The 19,224-nt window shown below is 69.2% G+C and carries 20 protein-coding genes; 11 read left to right on the top strand and 9 right to left on the bottom strand.

Translation table 11 applies throughout. The annotated features are described in order from the left end of the window. Window positions 1-144: 144 nt before the first annotated feature. The 8 genes from rng to U5O44_RS03910 all read right to left on the bottom strand — a co-directional run bounded on the left by rng (window position 145) and on the right by U5O44_RS03910 (window position 7,145). A complete protein-coding gene (gene rng, locus U5O44_RS03875; protein WP_322587155.1) occupies window positions 145-1,626 on the bottom strand; it encodes a ribonuclease G in 1,482 nt (493 codons plus the stop codon). 31 nt (window positions 1,627-1,657) lie between these two features. Then, on the bottom strand, window positions 1,658-2,272 hold the full coding sequence (locus tag U5O44_RS03880; RefSeq protein WP_322587156.1) for a Maf family protein: 615 nt from the start codon (window positions 2,270-2,272) through the stop codon (window positions 1,658-1,660). Further along, entirely contained in the window at window positions 2,269-2,739 is a 471-nt protein-coding gene (rlmH, locus tag U5O44_RS03885; protein ID WP_322587157.1) for a 23S rRNA (pseudouridine(1915)-N(3))-methyltransferase RlmH, read from the bottom strand. The genes U5O44_RS03880 and rlmH overlap by 4 nt, the downstream gene beginning before the upstream one ends. Window positions 2,740-2,741: 2 nt before the next feature. Next, a complete protein-coding gene (gene rsfS, locus U5O44_RS03890; RefSeq protein WP_322587158.1) occupies window positions 2,742-3,404 on the bottom strand; it encodes a ribosome silencing factor in 663 nt (220 codons plus the stop codon). A gap of 40 nt (window positions 3,405-3,444) precedes the next feature. Beyond that, window positions 3,445-4,065: a nicotinate-nucleotide adenylyltransferase gene (gene nadD, locus U5O44_RS03895; RefSeq protein ID WP_322587159.1), complete on the bottom strand. Its 621-nt coding sequence runs from the start codon at window positions 4,063-4,065 to the stop codon at window positions 3,445-3,447. Continuing rightward, window positions 4,055-5,011 (bottom strand): oxygen-dependent coproporphyrinogen oxidase, encoded by a 957-nt coding sequence (gene hemF / locus U5O44_RS03900; protein ID WP_322587160.1) that lies wholly within the window; start codon window positions 5,009-5,011, stop codon window positions 4,055-4,057. Before hemF ends, nadD begins: the two co-directional genes overlap by 11 nt. Window positions 5,012-5,016: 5 nt before the next feature. Continuing rightward, entirely contained in the window at window positions 5,017-6,312 is a 1,296-nt protein-coding gene (purD, locus tag U5O44_RS03905; protein WP_322587161.1) for a phosphoribosylamine--glycine ligase, read from the bottom strand. 107 nt (window positions 6,313-6,419) lie between these two features. After that, complete coding sequence (locus U5O44_RS03910; RefSeq protein ID WP_322587162.1) at window positions 6,420-7,145, bottom strand: YebC/PmpR family DNA-binding transcriptional regulator; 726 nt, start codon at window positions 7,143-7,145, stop codon at window positions 6,420-6,422. A gap of 90 nt (window positions 7,146-7,235) precedes the next feature. Here U5O44_RS03910 and U5O44_RS03915 point away from each other — a divergent pair, with 90 nt between their 5' ends. The 10 genes from U5O44_RS03915 (at window position 7,236) to U5O44_RS03960 (ending at window position 16,303) form a co-directional block, all read left to right on the top strand. Further along, window positions 7,236-8,804: a helicase HerA-like domain-containing protein gene (locus U5O44_RS03915; protein WP_322587163.1), complete on the top strand. Its 1,569-nt coding sequence runs from the start codon at window positions 7,236-7,238 to the stop codon at window positions 8,802-8,804. Between the two features lie 114 nt (window positions 8,805-8,918). Continuing rightward, window positions 8,919-9,446, top strand: coding sequence for an SRPBCC family protein (locus U5O44_RS03920; RefSeq protein WP_322587164.1), 528 nt, complete (start codon window positions 8,919-8,921; stop codon window positions 9,444-9,446). Window positions 9,447-9,517: 71 nt separating this feature from the next. Continuing rightward, window positions 9,518-9,877: a heavy metal-binding domain-containing protein gene (locus U5O44_RS03925; protein ID WP_322587165.1), complete on the top strand. Its 360-nt coding sequence runs from the start codon at window positions 9,518-9,520 to the stop codon at window positions 9,875-9,877. Between the two features lie 135 nt (window positions 9,878-10,012). Continuing rightward, a complete protein-coding gene (locus U5O44_RS03930) occupies window positions 10,013-10,576 on the top strand; it encodes a hypothetical protein (RefSeq protein ID WP_322587166.1) in 564 nt (187 codons plus the stop codon). Further along, on the top strand, window positions 10,573-11,253 hold the full coding sequence (locus U5O44_RS03935) for an ABC transporter ATP-binding protein (protein WP_322587167.1): 681 nt from the start codon (window positions 10,573-10,575) through the stop codon (window positions 11,251-11,253). The genes U5O44_RS03930 and U5O44_RS03935 overlap by 4 nt, the downstream gene beginning before the upstream one ends. Beyond that, the gene (locus U5O44_RS03940; RefSeq protein WP_322587168.1) at window positions 11,250-12,494 is read left to right on the top strand and encodes an ABC transporter permease; all 1,245 of its coding nucleotides are present in this window, start codon (window positions 11,250-11,252) and stop codon (window positions 12,492-12,494) included. Before U5O44_RS03935 ends, U5O44_RS03940 begins: the two co-directional genes overlap by 4 nt. A 33-nt stretch (window positions 12,495-12,527) precedes the next feature. Then, the gene (locus tag U5O44_RS03945) at window positions 12,528-13,283 is read left to right on the top strand and encodes an outer membrane lipoprotein-sorting protein (protein ID WP_322587169.1); all 756 of its coding nucleotides are present in this window, start codon (window positions 12,528-12,530) and stop codon (window positions 13,281-13,283) included. 3 nt (window positions 13,284-13,286) lie between these two features. Then, entirely contained in the window at window positions 13,287-14,315 is a 1,029-nt protein-coding gene (locus tag U5O44_RS03950; protein ID WP_322587170.1) for a hypothetical protein, read from the top strand. A 27-nt stretch (window positions 14,316-14,342) separates the two neighbouring features. Beyond that, a complete protein-coding gene (locus U5O44_RS03955) occupies window positions 14,343-15,476 on the top strand; it encodes a sensor histidine kinase (protein ID WP_322587171.1) in 1,134 nt (377 codons plus the stop codon). Beyond that, window positions 15,473-16,303 (top strand): LytR/AlgR family response regulator transcription factor, encoded by an 831-nt coding sequence (locus U5O44_RS03960; protein ID WP_322587172.1) that lies wholly within the window; start codon window positions 15,473-15,475, stop codon window positions 16,301-16,303. Before U5O44_RS03955 ends, U5O44_RS03960 begins: the two co-directional genes overlap by 4 nt. A gap of 63 nt (window positions 16,304-16,366) precedes the next feature. Here U5O44_RS03960 and U5O44_RS03965 read toward each other — a convergent pair whose 3' ends face one another. Then, entirely contained in the window at window positions 16,367-17,134 is a 768-nt protein-coding gene (locus U5O44_RS03965) for a hypothetical protein (protein WP_322587173.1), read from the bottom strand. Between the two features lie 256 nt (window positions 17,135-17,390). Here U5O44_RS03965 and U5O44_RS03970 point away from each other — a divergent pair, with 256 nt between their 5' ends. Further along, window positions 17,391-19,211, top strand: coding sequence for a glutamine--tRNA ligase/YqeY domain fusion protein (locus U5O44_RS03970; RefSeq protein WP_322587174.1), 1,821 nt, complete (start codon window positions 17,391-17,393; stop codon window positions 19,209-19,211). The last annotated feature ends 13 nt before the right edge of the window (window positions 19,212-19,224 follow it).

Raw genomic sequence — 19,224 nt, forward strand, 5'->3', positions numbered from 1 at the left:
CGGCTGGTCACCCATCTGGTCACCCAATCTTGTTGCGACCGGGTGGCACTCCACGACACCAGAAGACAGCTCTCCTACCGAAAATCCCTTGTGCGACAGGCGTTTACGCGTGGCAACTGACACGGGGTGAGACCCCGTGGAATGTCACATCAAGACGATGTCGTACTGCTCCGGATTCACCGCGGCTTCCGCCTGCAGCGAGATCGGCTTGCCGATGAAGTCGCTCAGTCCGGCCAGGTGGGGACTTTCCTCGTCGAGCAGCATCTCGATCACCGAGGGCGCCGCGATGACGCGGAATTCCTTGGGATTGAACTGCCGCGCCTCGCGCAGGATCTCCCGCAGGATGTCGTAGCAGACCGAGCGCGGTGTCTTCACCTGCCCACGTCCGCCGCAGGTCGGGCACGGCTGGCAGAGCATGTGCGCCAGCGACTCGCGGGTGCGCTTGCGGGTCATCTCGATCAGACCGAGCTGGGTGAAGCCGCTGATCGTGATCTTGGTGCGGTCGCGGGCGAGCTGCTTGCGCAGCTCCATCAGCACCTGCTCCTGGTGGTCGACACGGGTCATGTCGATGAAGTCGAGGATGATGATCCCGCCCAGGTTGCGCAGCCGCAGCTGGCGCGCGATGGCCTGCGCCGCCTCCAGATTGGTCTTGAAGATCGTGTCGTCGAAGTTGCGCGCGCCGACGTAGCCACCCGTGTTGACGTCGATGGTGGTGAGTGCCTCGGTCTGGTCGATGACGAGGTAGCCGCCGGATTTCAGGTCGACCCGCCGCGCCAGCGCCTTCTCGATCTCCTGGTCGATGCCGAACAGGTCGAAGATGGGCCGCTCGCCCTTGTAGTGCTGCAGCCGGTTCACCGACGTCGGCGTGAACTGCTGGCCGAAGGCCCGCAGCGCGTCGAACTGCATGCGCGAGTCGATGCGGATCGTGGCCGTGCGCTCGTCCACCAGGTCGCGCAGCACGCGCTGGACCAGGTTCAGATCCTCGTGCAGCAGCGAGCCCGGCGGCGACTTCAGCGCCAGCGCACGGATCGTGACCCAGGTCTTGCGCAGGTAGGCGATGTCCTCGGCCAGTTCGTCATCGGTGGCATCCTCGGCATTGGTGCGCAGGATGAAGCCCCCGCCGCCGCCGGTTTCCCGGTTGCCCACCAGCGCGCCCATGCGCTGGCGCAGCTGCTCGCGCAGCTCGTGGGAGCCGATCTTCTGCGAGATGCCGATGTGGTCGTCCTGCGGCAGGTGGACCAGCAGCCGGCCCGCGACGCTGACCTGCGTCGACAGCCGTGCACCCTTGGTGCCGATGGGATCCTTGATGACCTGCACGACCAGCGTCTGGCCTTCGTAGACCAGTTTCTCGATCGGCGGCATCGGGCCGTTTTCGGCATGGTGGCCGCGCCCGGTCTGGCCGGCGACCTGCACATCGGCGACATGCAGGAACGCCGCGCGCTCCAGCCCGATGTCGATGAAGGCACTCTGCATGCCAGGCAGCACGCGGGCGACCTTGCCGGCGTAGATGTTGCCGACGAGGCCGCGCTCCAGCGTGCGCTCGACGTGCAGCTCCTGCACCGCGCCGTGTTCGACGATGGCCACGCGCGTCTCCTGCGGCGACCAGTTCACCAAGATGTCTTGCATGGGATGGGACGTTTCAGCTTTTCTTGTGGGTTCAGAGGGACCAGCCCGCATCCCGCAGCAGACAAGCTGTCTCGAACAGGGGCAGTCCCATGATGCCCGAATAACTGCCGCTGATCCGCTCGACCCAGGTGGCCGCGCCACTCTGGATGGCATAAGCCCCGGCCTTGCCCATCGGCTCGCCGCTGGCGACATAGGCGGCGATGCGGGCGGCGTCCACCGGAGCGAAGCGCACACGCGAGACGCTCAGGCCTTGCCGCACGCGCTCGCCATCGGCCAGCGCCACGGCGGTGAGGACACGGTGCTCCTGACCGGCCAGCGCGCCGAGCATCTCGCGGGCCTCGGCCGCGTCCGCCGGCTTGCCCAGGATGCGCCGGCCGAGCGCCACGGTCGTGTCAGCGCAAAGGATCGGCGCGTCGGGCAGGCCGGCGCGCTGCAGACGGGCCCGCGCGGCGTCCAGCTTGGCCAGCGTCACGCGCTGCACATAGGCGCGCGGCGCCTCGTTCGGGCGCACGGTTTCGAGCGCCTCGGCGTCCTCGTCCGGGCCGGGCAGCAGCAATTCATGCCGCACGCCGATCTGATCGAGCAACTGGCGGCGGCGCGGGCTTTGCGAGGCGAGGTAGAGCCAGGGAAAACAGGAGGTGGTCATTCGCGGTGGTAAGGGTGTCCGACCGTGACCGACCAGGCCCGGTACAGCGCCTCGGCCAGCATCACGCGCACGAAGGCGTGCGGCAGCGTCAGGTCGGACAGGCGCAGCAGCTCGTCCGCGCTGGCGCGCAGTTCGGGGTCGAGTCCGTCGGGGCCGCCGATGACCAGCGCCACGTCGCGGCCATCGTGCTGCCACGCCTTGAGCCGCTCGGCCAGCGCCACGGTGGTGACCCGCGTGCCGCGCTCGTCGAGCACGACACGGCGCACGCCCTTGGGCAGCGCCGCCTCGATGCGCGCACGCTCGGCGGCCATCAGCGCCTCGACCGGCTTGCCGCTGGTGCGGGGCTCGGTCTTGACGGCCTTGAGTTCAAGCCGGCAGTCCGGTGGGAAACGCTTGGCGTAGTCCGCGTAGGCGGTCTCCGCCCACTCCGGCATCTTCTGGCCGACCGCGACGAGGTGCAGCTTCAAGCTCAGGCGCTGCGCTTGGGCGCGGCGGCCTTCTTGCGGGCCGGGGCCTTGCGCTCGGGGGCGTTGATCACGATGGTCTTGACCTTCGGCGTGGCGCCGGCGGTCTTGCGGGTGGGCGCCTTCTTGGCTGCCGTCGCCGTGGTCGTGGCCGCTGCCTTGCGCGCCGGGGCCTTCTTCGCGGCTGGCTTCTTCACCGCGGCGGCGGCTTCGGATGCCGACGAGGCGCGCTTGCGGGGCGCGGCCTTGCGCGCGGGCGCGGCGGGCGTGTCGTCTTCGCCGTCCTCGTCGTCACGCGAGGCCTTCACCAGCCCCTGCGTGGCATTGCCGAGCTTCAGGCGCACCGGCTTGCCGCCCCAGATCTCTTCGAGGTGGTAGTACTGGCGGATGGCGGGTTGCATCACATGCACCACGGCCGCGCCGCAGTCCACGATGATCCATTCCCCGTTGTCCTCGCCCTCGACGCTCAGGATGTCGCCGCCGAGCGACTTGACCTTCTCGCGCACGCTGGCCGCCAGCGACTTGGTCTGGCGGTTGCTCGTGCCGGAGGCGATGACGACGCGCTCGAACATCGCCGAGAGGTGTTCGGTGTTGAAGACCACGATGTCTTGGGCCTTCACATCTTCGAGACCATCGACGATGGTGCGTTGCAGCTTGCGGATGTCCATTCAGCGCCGTTCTTGTTCCAGGGGATTCAGGATTGAAAATTCAGGGGGCGGTTCGGTACAGCCCGTGGCGGTCAATATAGCGCGCCACGGCCGGCGCCACCATCCGGGGCGCCAGGGAAACGGCCGGCTCGCCTGCAGCCAGCCGCTGTCTCAGTTCGGTCGAGGACACCGCCATCGCCGGCATGTCGAGTGCCTTGATGCGGTGCCCGGTGGCCAGCAGTTCGGCGGGCGCCTGTACCGGCACGCCCGCCCGACCCGCCACCGCCAGCGTGACCCGCTGCAGCAGCTCGGGCCAGCCGTGCCAGGTACAGAACCCGGCCAGCTGGTCCTGACCGATGACCAGGAACCAGTGCGCCGGGCCACTCTGGCGCTGCTGCAAGGCCTTCACGGTGTCCAGCGTGTAGCTCGGACCGGGCCGTTCGACCTCGCAGGTTTCGAGCACGAAAGCGGGATTGTCGCCGATTGCGAGCCGGACCATCTCGGCGCGGTGTTCGGCGGGGGCCAGACGGCGGGTTTTCTGCCACGGCTGACCCACGGGAATCCAGCGCAACTCGTGCAGCGCGAGCTGGGCCAGGGCCGTGTCGGCCAGCACGCGGTGTGCCTGGTGGACCGGGTCGAAGCTGCCGCCGTAGAGCCCGATGCGCCGGGGTTCAGCGGCCATCGGTACCGGTGTCGGTCAGCGCCAGCCAGTCGCGCGGGCGCAGGAAATCGCTGTAGAGCCGTGCCTCGGGTGTGCACGGCTCCGGCGCCCACTGGTAGCGCCACGTCACCTGCGGCGGCATCGACATCAGGATCGACTCGGTGCGCCCGCCCGACTGCAGCCCGAACAGCGTGCCGCGGTCCCAGACGAGGTTGAACTCGACATAGCGGCCACGCCGGTAGGCCTGGAAATCGCGCTCGCGCTCGCCATACGGCGTGTCGCGGCGGCGCTGCGCGATCGGCAGCCAGCCCTTCAGCAGCGCATCGCCCACGTCCTTCAGCATCGCGAAGCTGCCCTGCGCACCCAGCGCCGAGAAGTCGTCGAAGAAGATGCCGCCGATGCCGCGCGGCTCGTTGCGGTGCTTCAGGAAGAAGTACTCGTCGCACCACGCCTTGAAGCGCGGGTAGAGCGCCGGGTCGTGCGGCGCCAGCGCGTCGCGGCACGCTTGGTGGAAATGCACCGCGTCTTCCTCGAACCCGTAGTACGGCGTCAGGTCCATGCCGCCGCCGAACCAGCGCACGGTCTGGCCAGCAAGCGGGCCTTCGGTGGGCGTGGCCGACAGCATGCGCACGTTCATGTGCACGGTCGGCACGTAGGGGTTGCGCGGGTGGAAGACCAGCGACACGCCCATCGCCTCGAACGGCGCGCCGGCGAGTTCCGGCCGGTGCTGCGTCGCCGAGGGCGGCAGCGCCGTGCCGCGCACCTGCGAGAACGCGCAGCCGCCGCGCTCCAGCAGGCCGCCGTTCTCGATCAGCCGGGTGATGCCCGCGCCTTCGAGCTTGCCGCCGGGCGGGCGCTCCCAGGCGTCGGTCAGGAACGTCTGGCCGTCCTCGATGCCCACCGCGTCGCAGATCGACTGCTGCAGGCCCAGCAGGTAGGCGCGCACCTCGGCGTTGCTCAGTTCCATGCGGCTCACCCCTGCGACGTGCGCTTGATGGCGCGGTAGCCGATGTCGTGCCGGTACTGCATGCCGGCGTACTGGATGGGCTGCGCCGCGTCATAGGCCCGTTGCTGGGCATTGCGCACCGAGTCGCCCAGCGCGGTCACGCACAGCACCCGCCCGCCGCTGGTCACCACCCCGCCGTTCGGGCCGGTGGCGGTGCCAGCGTGGAACACCTTGCAGTCCTCGGTTTCGGCGGGCAGGCCACGGATCACGTCGCCCTTCTTCGGCTCCAGCGGATAGCCAGCCGATGCCATCACGACGCCCAGCGCCACGCGGCGGTCCCAGTCGAGCGTGACCTGGTCGAGCGTGCCGTCGGTGGCGTGCTGCAGCACCTGCAGGAAGTCGCTCTTCAGCCGCATCATGATCGGCTGGGTTTCCGGGTCGCCCATGCGGGTGTTGAACTCCAGCGTCTTCACGCCGCCCTTGGCGTCGATCATCAGGCCGGCGTAGAGGAAACCCGTGAAGGGGATGCCGTCGCGGCGCATGCCATCCACCGTCGGGCGGATGATGTCCTGGATCACCTTGGCGTGGATGTTCGGCGTGACCACCGGCGCGGGCGAGTAGGCGCCCATGCCGCCCGTGTTCGGGCCCAGGTCCGCGTCCAGCAGGCGTTTGTGGTCCTGGCTGGTGGCCAGCGCCAGGATGTTGCGGCCGTCCACCATCACGATGAAGCTGGCCTCCTCGCCGACGAGGAACTCCTCGATCACGACGCGGGCGCCGTCGGCGTTGTGCTGCACGCCGAGCTTGTTGTCGAGCAGCATCCAGTCCACCGCCTGGTGCGCCTCGTCCAGCGACATGGCCACGACCACGCCCTTGCCGGCGGCCAGCCCGTCGGCCTTGATGACGATGGGCGCACCCATGCGGTCGACATAGGCATGGGCCTGCGCCGCATCGCTGAAGGTCTCGTAGGCCGCGGTCGGGATCTTGTGGCGCTTCATGAAGTCCTTGGCAAACGCCTTGGAGCTTTCGAGCTGCGCGGCCGCCTGGGTCGGGCCGAAGATGCGCAGGCCGCGGGCGCGGAACTCGTCCACCACACCGGCCGCCAGCGACACCTCGGGGCCGACGACCGTCATGCCGATCTTCTCGGTCTGCGCAAAATCCGCCAGCGCGGCCACGTCGGAGATCGGCACGTTCGTCATGCGCGGATCCAGCGCGGTGCCGCCATTGCCCGGCGCCACGAACACCTTGTGCACGCGCGTGGATTGGGCCAGCTTCCAGGCCAGTGCATGTTCACGGCCACCGCCGCCAATCACGAGAACTTTCATAGGACTTTCTTCATCGTCTTGTCTGGAACCTGAACCCGGGCGCGCAGTGCGCCTGGTCCCCGCCTCGGAATCCTACCTTGCCGCTCGGCACGCTCGGATCGCCTGGCTCACTCGGCGAATTCGGCGTTGTGGAACACGTCCTGCACATCGTCGAGGTCTTCGATCACGTCGAGCAGCTTCTGCATGCGCAGCGCCTCGTCGCCGGCCAGCGGGATGTTGTTCTCTGCCCGCATCGTGACGCCCGCGATCTCGGCCACGAACCCGGCAGCCTCCAGCGCCGCCTTGACCGCTTCGAACTCCGGCGGCGCGGTCAGCACCTCGATGGCGCCGTCCTCGTCGGTGACCACGTCCTCGGCGCCGGCGTCCAGGGCGACTTCCATCACCTTGTCCTCGTCCGTGCCCGGGGCGAACACCAGCTGGCCGCAGTGCTTGAACTGGAAGGACACCGAGCCGTCGGTGCCCAGGTTGCCGCCGTACTTGCTGAAGGCGTGGCGCACTTCGGCCACCGTGCGCACCCGGTTGTCGGTCATCGTGTCGATGATGATGGCCGCACCACCGATGCCGTAGCCCTCGTAGCGGATTTCCTCGTAATTGACCCCTTCGAGGTTGCCGGAGGCCTTGTCGACGTTGTACTTGATGCGGTCCGCCGGCATGTTGGCCGCCTTGGCCTTCTCGATGGCCAGGCGCAGGCGCGGGTTGGTGCCGATGTCGGAGCCGCCCTGCCGCGCAGCGACCGTGATCTCACGGATGATGCGGGTCCAGATCTTGCCGCGCTTCTCGTCCTGGCGGCCTTTGCGATGCTGGATGTTGGCCCACTTGGAATGACCGGCCATGAATGCTCCTGAGTGCGCTTGCATGCGCTGAGTTCGTTAGACTGCCATTTTACTTTTGCCGCGCCGCGTGCCCGCCCCGGAGAACCAAATATGACTGAGCCGATCCTGCTCGCCCGCCACGGCGACATCGAATGTCACCTGCTGCCGGCACTGGCAAACCGCCACGGCCTCATCACCGGCGCGACCGGCACCGGCAAGACCATCACGCTGCAGAAGCTCGCCGAGAGCTTCTCGCGCATCGGCGTGCCGGTGTTCCTGGCCGACATCAAGGGCGACCTGACCGGCATCAGCCAGCCCGGCCAGCTCGGCGGCAAGCTGGCGCAGATCCTGAAGGAGCGCGGTCTGGACGAGCCCGCATGGAGCGCCTGCCCGACCACGCTGTGGGACGTGTTCGGCGAACAGGGCCACCCGGTGCGCGCCACCATCTCGGACATGGGCCCGCTGCTGCTGTCGCGCATGCTGAACCTGAACGACACGCAGCAGGGCGTGCTGCAGATCGTCTTCAAGATCGCTGACGACAACGGCTTGCTGCTGCTGGACCTGAAGGATCTGCGCGCGATGCTGCAGTACGTCGGCGACAACAGCAGCCAGTTCCAGACCGAATACGGCAACATCAGCGCGGCCTCGGTCGGCGCGATCCAGCGCGGGCTGATGCAGATCGAAGGCCAGGGCGGCGACCAGTTCTTCGGCGAGCCGATGCTGTCGATCGACGACTTCATGCAGACGGCGGACGGCCAGGGTGTCATCAACATCCTCGCCGCCGACAAGCTGATGAACGCGCCGCGCCTGTACGCGACCTTCCTGCTGTGGATGCTGTCGGAGCTGTTCGAGACGCTGCCTGAGGTGGGCGATCTGGAAAAGCCCAAGCTGGTCTTCTTCTTCGACGAGGCGCACCTGTTGTTCAAGGACGCGCCAGCGGCGCTGACCGAGCGGATCGAGCTGGTGGTGCGGCTCGTGCGCTCCAAGGGCGTGGGTGTGTATTTCGTGACGCAGAACCCGCTCGACATCCCCGAGACCGTGCTCGGCCAGCTCGGCAACCGCGTGCAGCACGCCCTGCGCGCCTTCACCCCGCGCGACCAGAAGGCCGTCAAGTCGGCCGCCGACACGATGCGCCCGAACCCGAAGGTGGACATCGCCGCGGCGATCACCGAGCTGGGCGTCGGGGAGGCGCTCATCAGCCTGCTCGACGCCAAGGGCCGCCCGAGTGTGACCGAGCGGGTCTACGTGCTGCCGCCGGGCAGCCAGATCGGCCCGATCAGCGCCGCCCAGCGCCAGCAACTGCGCGAGACCTCGCTGGTGGCCGGTGTCTACGAAAAGACCGTGGACCGCGAATCCGCCTACGAGAAGCTCAAGGGACGCGCGGCCACCTCGGCCGACGCGGGCGACACTCTGCGCAGCCAGGCGGGGCAGTCGATGGCCGACGGTGCGCGCGCGGCGACCGCAGAGGCCGGCGGCGAAGGGCTCGGCGGCATGCTTTCGGGCGCGCTGGGCGGGCTGCTGTTCGGCACGACAGGGCCGCGGGGCGCCAAGCGCGACGGGCTGGTGCAGACGATGGCCAAGACGGCGGTGCGACAGGTCGGCTCGTCGGTCGGACGCGAACTCGTGCGCGGCGTGCTGGGCTCTTTGCTCGGCGGTGGCAGCACCAGCCGTCGCCGCTGAACTCCAGCCCGGGTCGGACGCGGTACCGAAGGGTTTCTCTGCACACGCCATCACAGGGTGTGGCGCCAGAATGCACACGCGGCACGACGCCGCGTCTGCATGCCGGAGAGCGCCATGATGAAGACCTTGCTGATGGGGATCGCCGCGGCGCTCCTTGGCCTGCTGGGCTACGCCAGCACCCGCCCGGACAGTTTCAGCATCGAGCGCTCGACCACCGTCCAGGCCCCACCGGAGAAGATCTACCCCTTGCTCGCCGACTTTCGCCGGTGGAATGCCTGGTCACCCTGGGACAGGCAGGATCCCGCGATGAAGCGCCATTTCAGCGGCGCGCTCAGCGGCCAGGGCGCGGTCTATGCCTGGGAGGGCAACCAGCACGTCGGCAGTGGGCGCATGGAAATACGCTCTGCGCGGCCCGTGTCGAGCGTGGACATCCAGCTCGATCTGCTGGCGCCGTTCGAGGCCCGCAACATCGCCAGCTTCACGCTCGTGCCCGAGGCCGGCGCCACCGCCGTGACCTGGACCATGTCCGGACCGATGCCCTTCCTCTCGAAGGTGATGAGCCTCTTCGTCAGCATGGACAGGATGGTCGGCCCGGATTTCGAGACCGGGCTGGCCAACCTGAAGGCCGCTGCCGAACAGTAGCCGCGCGGCGGCCGTCGGGGTATGGTGCGGACTGCGTTTTCCCCCACTCACCCGACAAGGAGCACTGCACCATGGGCTGGTTCTCGAAGAAGAACGACGGTTTTTTCCTCGCCACGGTCGTGCCGACCGGTGACGGCGGAGGCGCCCGCGTGGAGCGCTTCCTCGGCATCGTCAACGGCGAAGCCATCATCGGCGCCAACATCTTCCGCGACATGTTCTCGTCGGTGCGCGACGTGGTCGGCGGGCGCGCCGGCGGCTACGAACGCGCGCTGGCCGGCGCACGCGACGCCGCCGTCGCCGACATGATGGAAGCCGCCAAGGAACTCGGCGCCGACGGCATCGTCGGCATCGACTTCGACTACGAGGTGCTGGGCGAGACCAACGGGATGATGATGGTCGCCGTCAGCGGGACGGCGGTGAAGATGGCGTGAGGCCGCACCGGGACGCGCGGTTCACGCCGCCGAGCGCCCCGTTCGCGTCACCCACCCGCCATTCGTCGCAAACCGGCTGACCCGGCGCGCGGCGCGCTCCACGATGACGACATCGCGCATCTGGAGACCGCCGCCATGCAACACCGCTCCCCCATCCCCCTGCTCATCGCGGGCAAGCTCGCCCTGCTGATCGCGCTGGCCCTGCCGCCGATCGGGTCGGCGCAAATGCCCGTCGCACACCCCGACCTCACCACCGCCGTCGCCACCTTCCAGCGCGCCAGCCACGGCGACACCGCCGCCATCGCCCCTGCGCTGCGCGACTTCACGGCCCTGAGCGCCGCCCGGCCGGGCGACCCGCTGACGCTGGCCTACGCCGGGGCGGCCACCTCGATGCAGGCCCGCACCACCTGGCTGCCGTGGAAGAAGCTCGGCCACGCCGAGGATGGGCTGGCGATGATCGACAAGGCGCTCGCGCTGCTCACGCCAGCGCATGACGCCGTGTCGGCGCGCGGTGTGCCGGTCGCGCTGGAGACGAAGCTCACCGCCGCCGGCACCTTCCTCGCGCTGCCCGCGATGTTCAACCGGGGCGAGCGCGGCCGGCGACTGCTCGACGAGGTGATGCAGCACCCCGCCTTCCGCGCCACCCCGGCCCCGTTCCAGGACAGCGCCCGCCAGATCGCCGCCAAGGCCGCGTCATGAGCGCCGCCGCCGTGATCGAACTGCGTGGCGTGCGCAAGACCTACCGGCTCGGCACGCACACCGTGCCGGCGCTGCAGGGCGTCGATCTGCGTGTGTCGGCGGGCGAGATGGTCGCGCTGACCGGCCCGTCCGGCAGCGGCAAGAGCACGATCCTGAACCTCGCCGGCCTGATCGACGCGCCGGACGCAGGCGACATCCGGCTGCGCGGCACCCCGGTCGACGCCCGCGCCGAACACGCCGCCACGCTGCTGCGCCGCGACACGATCGGCTTCGTGTTCCAGGGCTTCAACCTTGTGCCTGTGATGTCCGTGGCCGAGAACGTGGACTACCCGCTGTTCCTCGCCGGCCTGCCCGCCGCCGAGCGCCGCACGCGGGTGGCCGCCATGCTGGACGCCGTCGGGCTGGCCGACCACGCGCGGCACCGCCCCGACGCCCTCTCCGGCGGCCAGCGCCAGCGCGTGGCCATCGCCCGCGCGCTGGTCAAGCGGCCGGCGCTGGTCATCGCCGACGAGCCGACCGCCAGCCTCGACTCGCACACCGCCGAGCAGATGCTCGACCTGATGCGCGACCTCGGCCACCGCGAGGGCGCGTCCTTCCTCATCGCCACGCACGACAGCCGCCTGACCCGGCGCTGCGACCGCGTGGTCGCCCTGCTCGACGGAGTGATCCAGTCATGAACGCCCTGCCCCTGTTGTCTTGGATGTCCTGGCTGCCGTGGCTGCGCTTCGCGTGGCTGAACACGCTGCGCAACCGCCGCCGCTCGCTCGTCACCGTCACCATCGCCGCGCTCGGCACCGCCGCCATCCTCATCGCCAGCGGCTTCGCACAGTCCACCTACCGCGGCCTGGCCGAAGCCGCCGCCCGAACCACCGGCCACCTGGTCATCGCGCAGCCCGCGCAGTTCGACGGCGACGAGGACGTGCCGCTGCAGCACGGCCTGAGCGGCGCCGACGCCCTCACCCGCCAGTTGCTGGCCGATCCGCAGGTGCGCCAGGTGCTGCCACGGGTCGAGTTCAGCGGGCTCATCAGCAACGGCGACAAGTCCACCGTGATGACCGCGGTCGGCATCGCGCCGGACGCCGAGTTCGCGGTGAAGGGGCCGTTCCTCACGGTCAAGTCCGGCCGGGTGCTCGCCGGTCAGGAGCGCGACACCGTGATGCTCGGCGCCGGCCTGGCGCGCAGCCTCAAGGCGGACGCGGGCAGTTCGCTCACGCTGCTGGTCAGCACGACGGCGGGTGCGCTGAACGCCCGCGACGTGCTGGTCGCCGGCGTGGTCACCACCGGCATCGCCGAGATCGACCAGCGGCTGGTCTACACCGACGTTGCGACGGCGCAGTCGCTGCTGGTGACCGACAAGGTGTCGAGCCTGGGCGTGTTCCTGGACCGGATGGACGCGACGCTGCCGGCCCGCGACCGGCTGCAGGCGGCGCTGGGCACGCTCACGGTACGAACCTGGGAAGAGCAGGCGCCGTTCTACCGCAGCGTGCGCGCGCTCTACAACCGCATCTTCGGCGCGCTCGGGCTGATCCTCGGCGTGATCGTGGTCTTCGTCGTCACCAACGCGATGGCGATGGCGGTCATCGAGCGCACCCGCGAGATCGGCACGCTGCGGGCGCTGGGCACGCTGCCCGGCCAGCTCGTGCGCAGCCTGGCGCTGGAGGGGCTGGTGCTGGGCGGCACGGGCGGGCTGCTCGGGGCGCTGATCGCGGTGGTGGTGTCGGTCGGGCTGCTGCTGTTCCCAGTGCAGATGCCGCCGCCGCCGGGCCGCACGGTCGGCTATCCGCTGGTGATCGACCTGCACGCGGGCCTGTGCGCCGCGACGCTGCTCGGGATGCTCGCGCTGGTCATGCTGGCCTCGGCGCTGGTGGCGCGCAGGACGGTGCGGCGGCCGGTGGTCGAGGCGCTGGCCCATGTCTGACATGCCCATGAAACGAACCCGAGGAATCGCGCCATGACCTTGCCCCACACGCCCCGCGCCCTGTTCGCCGCGCTGCTGCTGTCCGCCCTGCTCCCCGCGCACGCCGCCGAGCCGGACGTCACCCGCCTGCTCGCCGACGCCGACCGCTTCCGCGTCAGCGACGAGCAACTCGTCGTCGAGACCCGCGTCAACACCTTCAAGTCCGACGGCACGCCCGACAAGGAGCGCCTCTACACCGTCCACACCAGCACCGGCCGGCGCTCGCTGGTGCTGATGCGCTCGCCGGCCGAGCAGGGGCAGAAAGTCCTGATGGTCGGCGACGATTTCTGGCTGCTGATGCCCGGCACGCAGCGCCCGATGCGCATCACGCCGAGCCAGAAGCTGCTCGGCGACGCCTCCACCGGCGACATCGCCACGCTGCGCTGGAGCGAGGACTACCGCGCAACCCTCGTCGGCGAGGAGCGCTGCGACACCACGCCGTGCTGGCACCTGAGCCTGGCGGCGCAGCGCCCCGGCGTGAGCTACCAGCGCATCGAGCTGTGGCTCGGCCGCGACCGCCACCAGCCGCTGAAGGCCGACCTCTACCTGCAGTCCGACAAGCTCGCCAAGCAGGCCCGCTTCCTGCCCGACTCGGCGGAGCGGCCGACGCAGATCGACGAGATGGTGCTGCAGGACAGGCTCAGCCACCACCGCGAGACGCGGGTGCGCTACACGGCGCGGGCGAAGAAGGTCGTGCCCGAGTCGTGGTTCAACCCGATGTCGCTGGCCCGCAACCCGACGCTGGAGTGAGTGATGCACAACCGATGGTGGCTCGCTGGCATCGCGCTGGCCACGGGGCTTGGACAGGCCCAGACCCCGACGCCCGTGCTGTCCGGCCAGTGGCAGACCGCCCGTGAATGGCGGCTGGCGAACTCGCTCGGTCCTGCGCCCGTCTTCGCGCCACCCAGCCGCTGGCGCAGCGAACTCGACCTGAAGACCGGCGCCCGCCTGCCGCTGCCGGAGGGCCGGTCACTGGGTCTGCACGCGGACGTCGCCATGACCGTGCTGCACGACGACGGCGCCAAGGCCTCCACCGGCACGGGCCGCGTCAACGCGCTGTACGCCACCACCGACCGCGGCGACTGGCAGCTCACGACCGGCCGCCGCATCATCGGCTGGGACGTGGGCCAGGGCTTCCGGCCGAACGACGTGGTGCAGCGCGAGGAGCGCCGACCGCTGCTGCCCACCACGCCACAGGGCCGCGGTGTCGTGCAGGTCGAGCACTTCGGCGCCGATGACGCCACCAGCCTGGTCTGGGTCGATCCGCAGCAAGGGCGTGCCGGCAGTGCGCTCGCCCTGCGGCACTACCAGCGGCTCGGCGCGCTGGACCTGCATGGCCACGCCCACTGGAGCGCGGCGACCCGCGGCAACGTCGGCGTGGCGCTGGCCTGGGTGGCGTCGGACGCGGTGGAATGGCACGCCTCGACGCGCTGGCTGCCCGCGCAGGGTCGTCACCAGACGCTCGTTGGCGGCAGTTGGACCGGCGGCCCGGACGTGACCATGCTCGCCGAAGTCTGGCACGACGGTCAGGCCGCCGCGCCCGATGCGCGCCGCAATTCCTACGGCCGCATCGCGTGGCAGCACGACGCCTGGCAGGTGTCGGCGGACGCGCTGTGGCAACCCGCGGACGGCGGGCGCGTGCTCGGCGCCGGGCTGCGCTGGCAAGGGGACCAATGGCGCGTCGAAGCGGTCTGGCGCGTGTTCGGTGGGCCGGTCGGCGCGGCGCTGCGCCACACGCCCTCGCGCCAGACCGGCGCCCTCGCCATGACCCGCAGCTTCTGAACCACCATCCCTGCTACAACACGCACCATGCCCACCCGCCCGCCCGCCCGAACCACCGCCTTGCGCGACTGGCACTCCACCGTCCTGCGCCGCATCGCCCTCACGCTCGGCCTCGCCGTGCTGATCTCGCTCGCGCTGACGCTGGCCAGCCACGGTCGGTTCGTGGACAACCTGGTCTATTCGCTGGCCATCGGCCTGCTCTGCGAGCTCATGCTGGACGGCGGTCGGCGGGGCATCGCCTGGGTGCTGCACCGCCGCGCACCCGACAACCTCGCCGCCGGCCAGGGCTGGCCGGGCTGGGGCTGGATGGGGGTCTGCATCGTGGTGGGGGTGCCGGTGGCGTACCTCGGCGGCCATGCGCTCGGGGATTGGGTCACCGGCTACCGCTCCAGCCTGGGCAACTGGCGGCCCAACATGGCCATGCTGATGGTGTCGCTCTCGCTCGGGCTGGGTGCCACGTTCTTCTTCAAGTCCCAGGGGGAACTCGCCGCCACCCGGGCCGAGGCCGAATCCGCGCTGCGCATGGCGGCAGAACACCGCCTGAAGCTGCTGGAGAGTCAGCTGGAGCCGCACATGCTGTTCAACACGCTGGCCAACCTGCGGGTGCTGATCGCGCTCGACCCGCCGCAGGCCCAGGCCATGCTCGACCACCTGATCGCCTTCCTGCGCAGCACCTTGCAGGGTTCGCGCACGACGCTGCACCCGCTGCAGGTCGAGTTCGAGCGCCTGCGCGACTACCTGGCGCTGATGAGCGTGCGGATGGGGCCTCGGCTGCAGACGCACCTGGACCTGCCGCCGGAGCTGGCCGACGTCGCCGTGCCGACGCTGCTGCTGCAGCCGCTGGTCGAAAACGCCATCCGCCACGGCCTGGAGCCGGCGCTGGACGGCGGGCAGGTCCGCATCGAGGCCCGCCGCGTGGACCGACCCGAGGGGATGCGGCTGCAGCTTCGGGTGTTCGACAGCGGTGACGGACCGTTCAACGCCGGTGCGCCGCCGCCCGGCACCGGCACCGGCTTCGGCCTGACCCAGGTTCGTGAGCGGCTGCTCACCCTCTACGGTGCCGAGGCCACGCTGACCCTGAGCCGCACCGACAGCGCCAATGGACCGCCCGGCACCCTCGCCCTCATCGACCTGCCCCTGCTTTCGCCCACCACGCCATGACCACCCTGCGCACCGCCCTGATCGCCGAAGACGAACCACTGCTGGCTGCCCACCTGCGCACCGAGTTGCAACAGATCTGGCCGGATCTGGCGGTGACGGCCGTCGCCAGCAATGGCGTGCAGGCGCTGAACCGGGCGCTGGAGCTGCGGCCCGACGTGTGTTTCCTCGACATCAGGATGCCGGGCATGACGGGGCTCGAAGTCGCCCGCGCACTCGCCGAGGAGTGGCCCGATGGACCGGGGACGGCACCGTTCCCGCTGTTGGTATTCGTCACGGCCTATGACCAGCACGCGGTCCAGGCGTTCGAATTGCAGGCGGTGGACTACCTGCTCAAGCCCTTGAGCACGCCGCGGTTACAGAGTTGTTGCCAACGGTTGCAGCAGCAACTGGCCCGCCGCGACACCCGCCATCCGCCCGCCAGCACCGACCTGCTGGCCGTGGCGCGCCAGCTGCAGGCGCTGCTGGGTGCCCAGGGCGTCCCCCCCGCGCCCGCGACGACACCGAAGCTGGAGTTCATCACCGCCCAGACCGGCCACACCGTCGAGATGGTGGCGGTCGAGGACGTGGTCTATTTCGAAGCGGCCGACAAATACGTGCGGGTGATGACCGCCGACCGGGAATACCTGATCCGGATGACGCTGCGCGAGTTAATCACTCAAATTGACGAAAGGCGGTTCTGGCAGATCCACCGCAGCATTCTGGTGCAGACCCGGTTCATTTCCCGCGCCGTGCGAGACGAGCAGGGCAAGCTCACCGTCAAACTGCACCGGCGCAGCGAGACCTTGCCAGTGAGCCGGGTCTACGCACATTTGTTCAAAGGTATATGAGTCTGGCGCCGCAAATGAAAAAAGCGCCACTGGCGCTTTTTCGGGAGAGCTTGCGGACGGGCTTCAGAAGCGCCGCTTCTCCTGCACAGCCCGCTGCAGTTCGACCAGCTCATCCAGCACTTCCATGGCGAAGCCGCGGCGTCCGGGCCGGGAACTGATGAGCAGTTCGTCAAAATAAGCATCGACTCCTTCGTCCACACCCCAGAGAATCGCGAATTTGTTCACGATATGCGGATGGCGCTTGGCCGTGATGATCGGCCGAATCGACACCGGCAAGGATTGCAGCCAGCGGGCGCCGTAGACATCCAGGCGTTCCGTGCACAGCGAAGGGGATGCGGAATGCGCAAAATCGGAATGGCGCGACAGCCCGGGCAATGGAGCCGAACTGGAACCGGTGCGCGAAGCGAATACATCAGGCTTTAGCATCGAAACCCCCATCGGTTGAAAACTTGAGGGCATTGTGCCTTGCGTAACGACTTGTGTTGCAAGTCGGGCCTTTAAAAATGCCGACTGTGGCACGAGATTCGTGGTTTCAGCGCTGCGCGCACCCGCCGATCCCGATACTCGGACGGGCTTCGGTGCGTTCAACCAGTCCGACCGAATGGTCGGATATTCGAGGCTCACCGGATGAGCCGCTGCGGTACCTGTGGCGGCAGGTCGCTCGACCGGATGCACGGCCTCCGGGGAACGCACGCGGCGCACCGTTTCAGAGCGGCACGGCGGTCGCTGGCGACCACCCCCGCGGCGCATGGGCTCCCATGCGGCCACCGGCACATACAAGGCCGCTTCGTCTGCTGGGTCGGCGAACAGGGAGTCGGTTTCGAAAGACATGGTTACCACAAGACCAAGATGGTCATTTCAAGGTGTGAGCCCATGTTAGCCCGGCGCAGCGGGCACGGCTCCCATGTGGATCGGGGGCGACCGGTCGGCACGCCCCCGTGATTGCCGGATCACCGCCGCGGAAATGCGCAGGACTTCCAGATCGAGGCCCGCCCGAACGCGCCATCCCCCCTCGCTACAATCGATCGACCTCACCGCCGACCCCGGCGGCCGCCCTTCACGCACCAGCACCCCGCCCCTGTCACCCATGAGCGACGCGAACAAGACCCCTGCCGACGGCACCGCCGCCGAGCACAAGACCAGCAATTTCCTGCGCGCGATCATCGAGCGTGACCTGGAGCAAGGCACCTACGCCAGCCGCCGCTGGGCCGGCACCCCCGGCGACGCCGCCCACCACGCCGCTGGCGCGCCCGACCCCGCCAAGATCCGCACCCGCTTCCCGCCCGAGCCGAACGGCTACCTGCACGTCGGCCATGCCAAGAGCATCTGCCTGAACTTCGGGCTGGCACGCGACTACGGCGGCGTCTGCCACATGCGCTTCGACGACACCAACCCGGAGAAGGAGGAGAAGGAATACGTCGACTCCATCCTAGACGCGGTGCAGTGGCTCGGCTTCGGCTGGGACTCGTCGTTCGGCGGCCACGCGGAAAGCCATCTCTATTACGCGAGCGACTATTTCGACGTGATGTACCGCGCCGCCGAGGCGCTGATCGAGCACGGCCACGCCTATGTGGACGAGCAGACGCCCGAGGAGATGCGCGCCAACCGTGGCGACTTCGTGCATCCCGGCAAGGACAGCCCGTTCCGCCGCCGCACGCCCGCCGAGAACCTCGCCCGCTTCCGCGAGATGCGCGATGGGGTTCACGCGGACGGCGCGATGGTGCTGCGCGCGAAGATCGACATGGCCAGCCCGAACATCAACCTGCGCGACCCCGCGATCTACCGCATCCGCCGCGCCACCCACCACAACACGGGCGACCGCTGGTGCATCTACCCGATGTACACCTTCGCGCACCCGATCGAGGACGCGCTGGAGCAGATCACGCACTCGATCTGCACGCTCGAATTCGAGGACCAGCGTCCGTTCTACGACTGGCTGCTGGAGCGCCTGACCGAAGCCGGTCTGCTGCAGGCCCCGCCGCCGCGCCAGTACGAATTCGCGCGCCTGAACCTCACCTACGTCATCACCAGCAAGCGCAAGCTGGCGCAGCTCGTCAACGAGGGCTTTGTGAGCGGCTGGGACGACCCGCGCATGCCCACCATCGTCGGCCTGCGCCGGCGCGGCTACACGCCCGAGGCGATCCAGCTCTTCGCCGAGCGCATCGGCGTGACCAAGGCCGACAGCTGGATCGACTACTCGACGCTCGACATCGCGCTGCGCGACGACCTGGAACACAAGGCCCACCGCGGCATGGCCGTGCTCGACCCCGTCAAGCTCGTGCTGACCAATTGGGACGAGGTCATGGGCGCCGGCCATCTGGAGCCCTGCACGCTGCCCGCGCTGCCGCACCCGCCGGAAGGCCAGCCGGCACCGGCGGCCCGCCAGTTCGTGATCGGCGGCGAAGTCTGGATCGAGCGCGAGGACTTCGAGGAAGTGCCGCCCAAGGGCTACAAGCGCCTGTTCCCCGGCAACAAGGTCCGGCTCAAGGGCGGCTACGTCGTCGAATGCACCGGCTGCGAGAAGGATGCGGACGGCCGGGTCACCACCGTGCTTGCCACCGTCGTGCCCGACACCAAGAGCGGCACGCCCGGTGCGGACGCCGTCAAGGTCAAGGCCGCCATCACCTGGGTCAGCGTGGCGGACGGCGTGGCGGCGGAAGTGCGGCTCTACGACCGCCTGTTCACCGACCCGCAGCCCGACGCCGGTGGCAAGGACTTCAAGGCCAGCCTGAACCCGGCCAGCATGCGCACGATCACGGCCTACGTCGAGCCGTCACTGGCGCAGGCCGCGCCGGACGCCAAGTTCCAGTTCGAGCGCTTCGGCTACTTCGTCGCCGACCGCAAGGACCACGCACCGGGCCAGCCCGTGTTCAACAAGATCACCGGGCTGAAGGACGGCTGGAAATAAGGCCTCGACGGGC

This window comes from Sphaerotilus sp., from assembly GCF_034519685.1.
Taxonomy (GTDB): domain Bacteria; phylum Pseudomonadota; class Gammaproteobacteria; order Burkholderiales; family Burkholderiaceae_C; genus Sphaerotilus.

Coding starts and splice junctions, on each gene's coding strand:
- rng (WP_322587155.1), bottom strand. CDS start 1,626: ATGCAAGACATCTTGGTGAACTGGTCGCCGCAGGAGACGCGCGTGGCC.
- U5O44_RS03880 (WP_322587156.1), bottom strand. CDS start 2,272: ATGACCACCTCCTGTTTTCCCTGGCTCTACCTCGCCTCGCAAAGCCCG.
- rsfS (WP_322587158.1), bottom strand. CDS start 3,404: ATGGACATCCGCAAGCTGCAACGCACCATCGTCGATGGTCTCGAAGAT.
- nadD (WP_322587159.1), bottom strand. CDS start 4,065: ATGGCCGCTGAACCCCGGCGCATCGGGCTCTACGGCGGCAGCTTCGAC.
- hemF (WP_322587160.1), bottom strand. CDS start 5,011: ATGGAACTGAGCAACGCCGAGGTGCGCGCCTACCTGCTGGGCCTGCAG.
- purD (WP_322587161.1), bottom strand. CDS start 6,312: ATGAAAGTTCTCGTGATTGGCGGCGGTGGCCGTGAACATGCACTGGCC.
- U5O44_RS03910 (WP_322587162.1), bottom strand. CDS start 7,145: ATGGCCGGTCATTCCAAGTGGGCCAACATCCAGCATCGCAAAGGCCGC.
- U5O44_RS03915 (WP_322587163.1), top strand. CDS start 7,236: ATGACTGAGCCGATCCTGCTCGCCCGCCACGGCGACATCGAATGTCAC.
- U5O44_RS03920 (WP_322587164.1), top strand. CDS start 8,919: ATGATGAAGACCTTGCTGATGGGGATCGCCGCGGCGCTCCTTGGCCTG.
- U5O44_RS03925 (WP_322587165.1), top strand. CDS start 9,518: ATGGGCTGGTTCTCGAAGAAGAACGACGGTTTTTTCCTCGCCACGGTC.
- U5O44_RS03930 (WP_322587166.1), top strand. CDS start 10,013: ATGCAACACCGCTCCCCCATCCCCCTGCTCATCGCGGGCAAGCTCGCC.
- U5O44_RS03935 (WP_322587167.1), top strand. CDS start 10,573: ATGAGCGCCGCCGCCGTGATCGAACTGCGTGGCGTGCGCAAGACCTAC.
- U5O44_RS03940 (WP_322587168.1), top strand. CDS start 11,250: ATGAACGCCCTGCCCCTGTTGTCTTGGATGTCCTGGCTGCCGTGGCTG.
- U5O44_RS03945 (WP_322587169.1), top strand. CDS start 12,528: ATGACCTTGCCCCACACGCCCCGCGCCCTGTTCGCCGCGCTGCTGCTG.
- U5O44_RS03950 (WP_322587170.1), top strand. CDS start 13,287: ATGCACAACCGATGGTGGCTCGCTGGCATCGCGCTGGCCACGGGGCTT.
- U5O44_RS03955 (WP_322587171.1), top strand. CDS start 14,343: ATGCCCACCCGCCCGCCCGCCCGAACCACCGCCTTGCGCGACTGGCAC.
- U5O44_RS03960 (WP_322587172.1), top strand. CDS start 15,473: ATGACCACCCTGCGCACCGCCCTGATCGCCGAAGACGAACCACTGCTG.
- U5O44_RS03965 (WP_322587173.1), bottom strand. CDS start 17,134: ATGTCTTTCGAAACCGACTCCCTGTTCGCCGACCCAGCAGACGAAGCG.
- U5O44_RS03970 (WP_322587174.1), top strand. CDS start 17,391: ATGAGCGACGCGAACAAGACCCCTGCCGACGGCACCGCCGCCGAGCAC.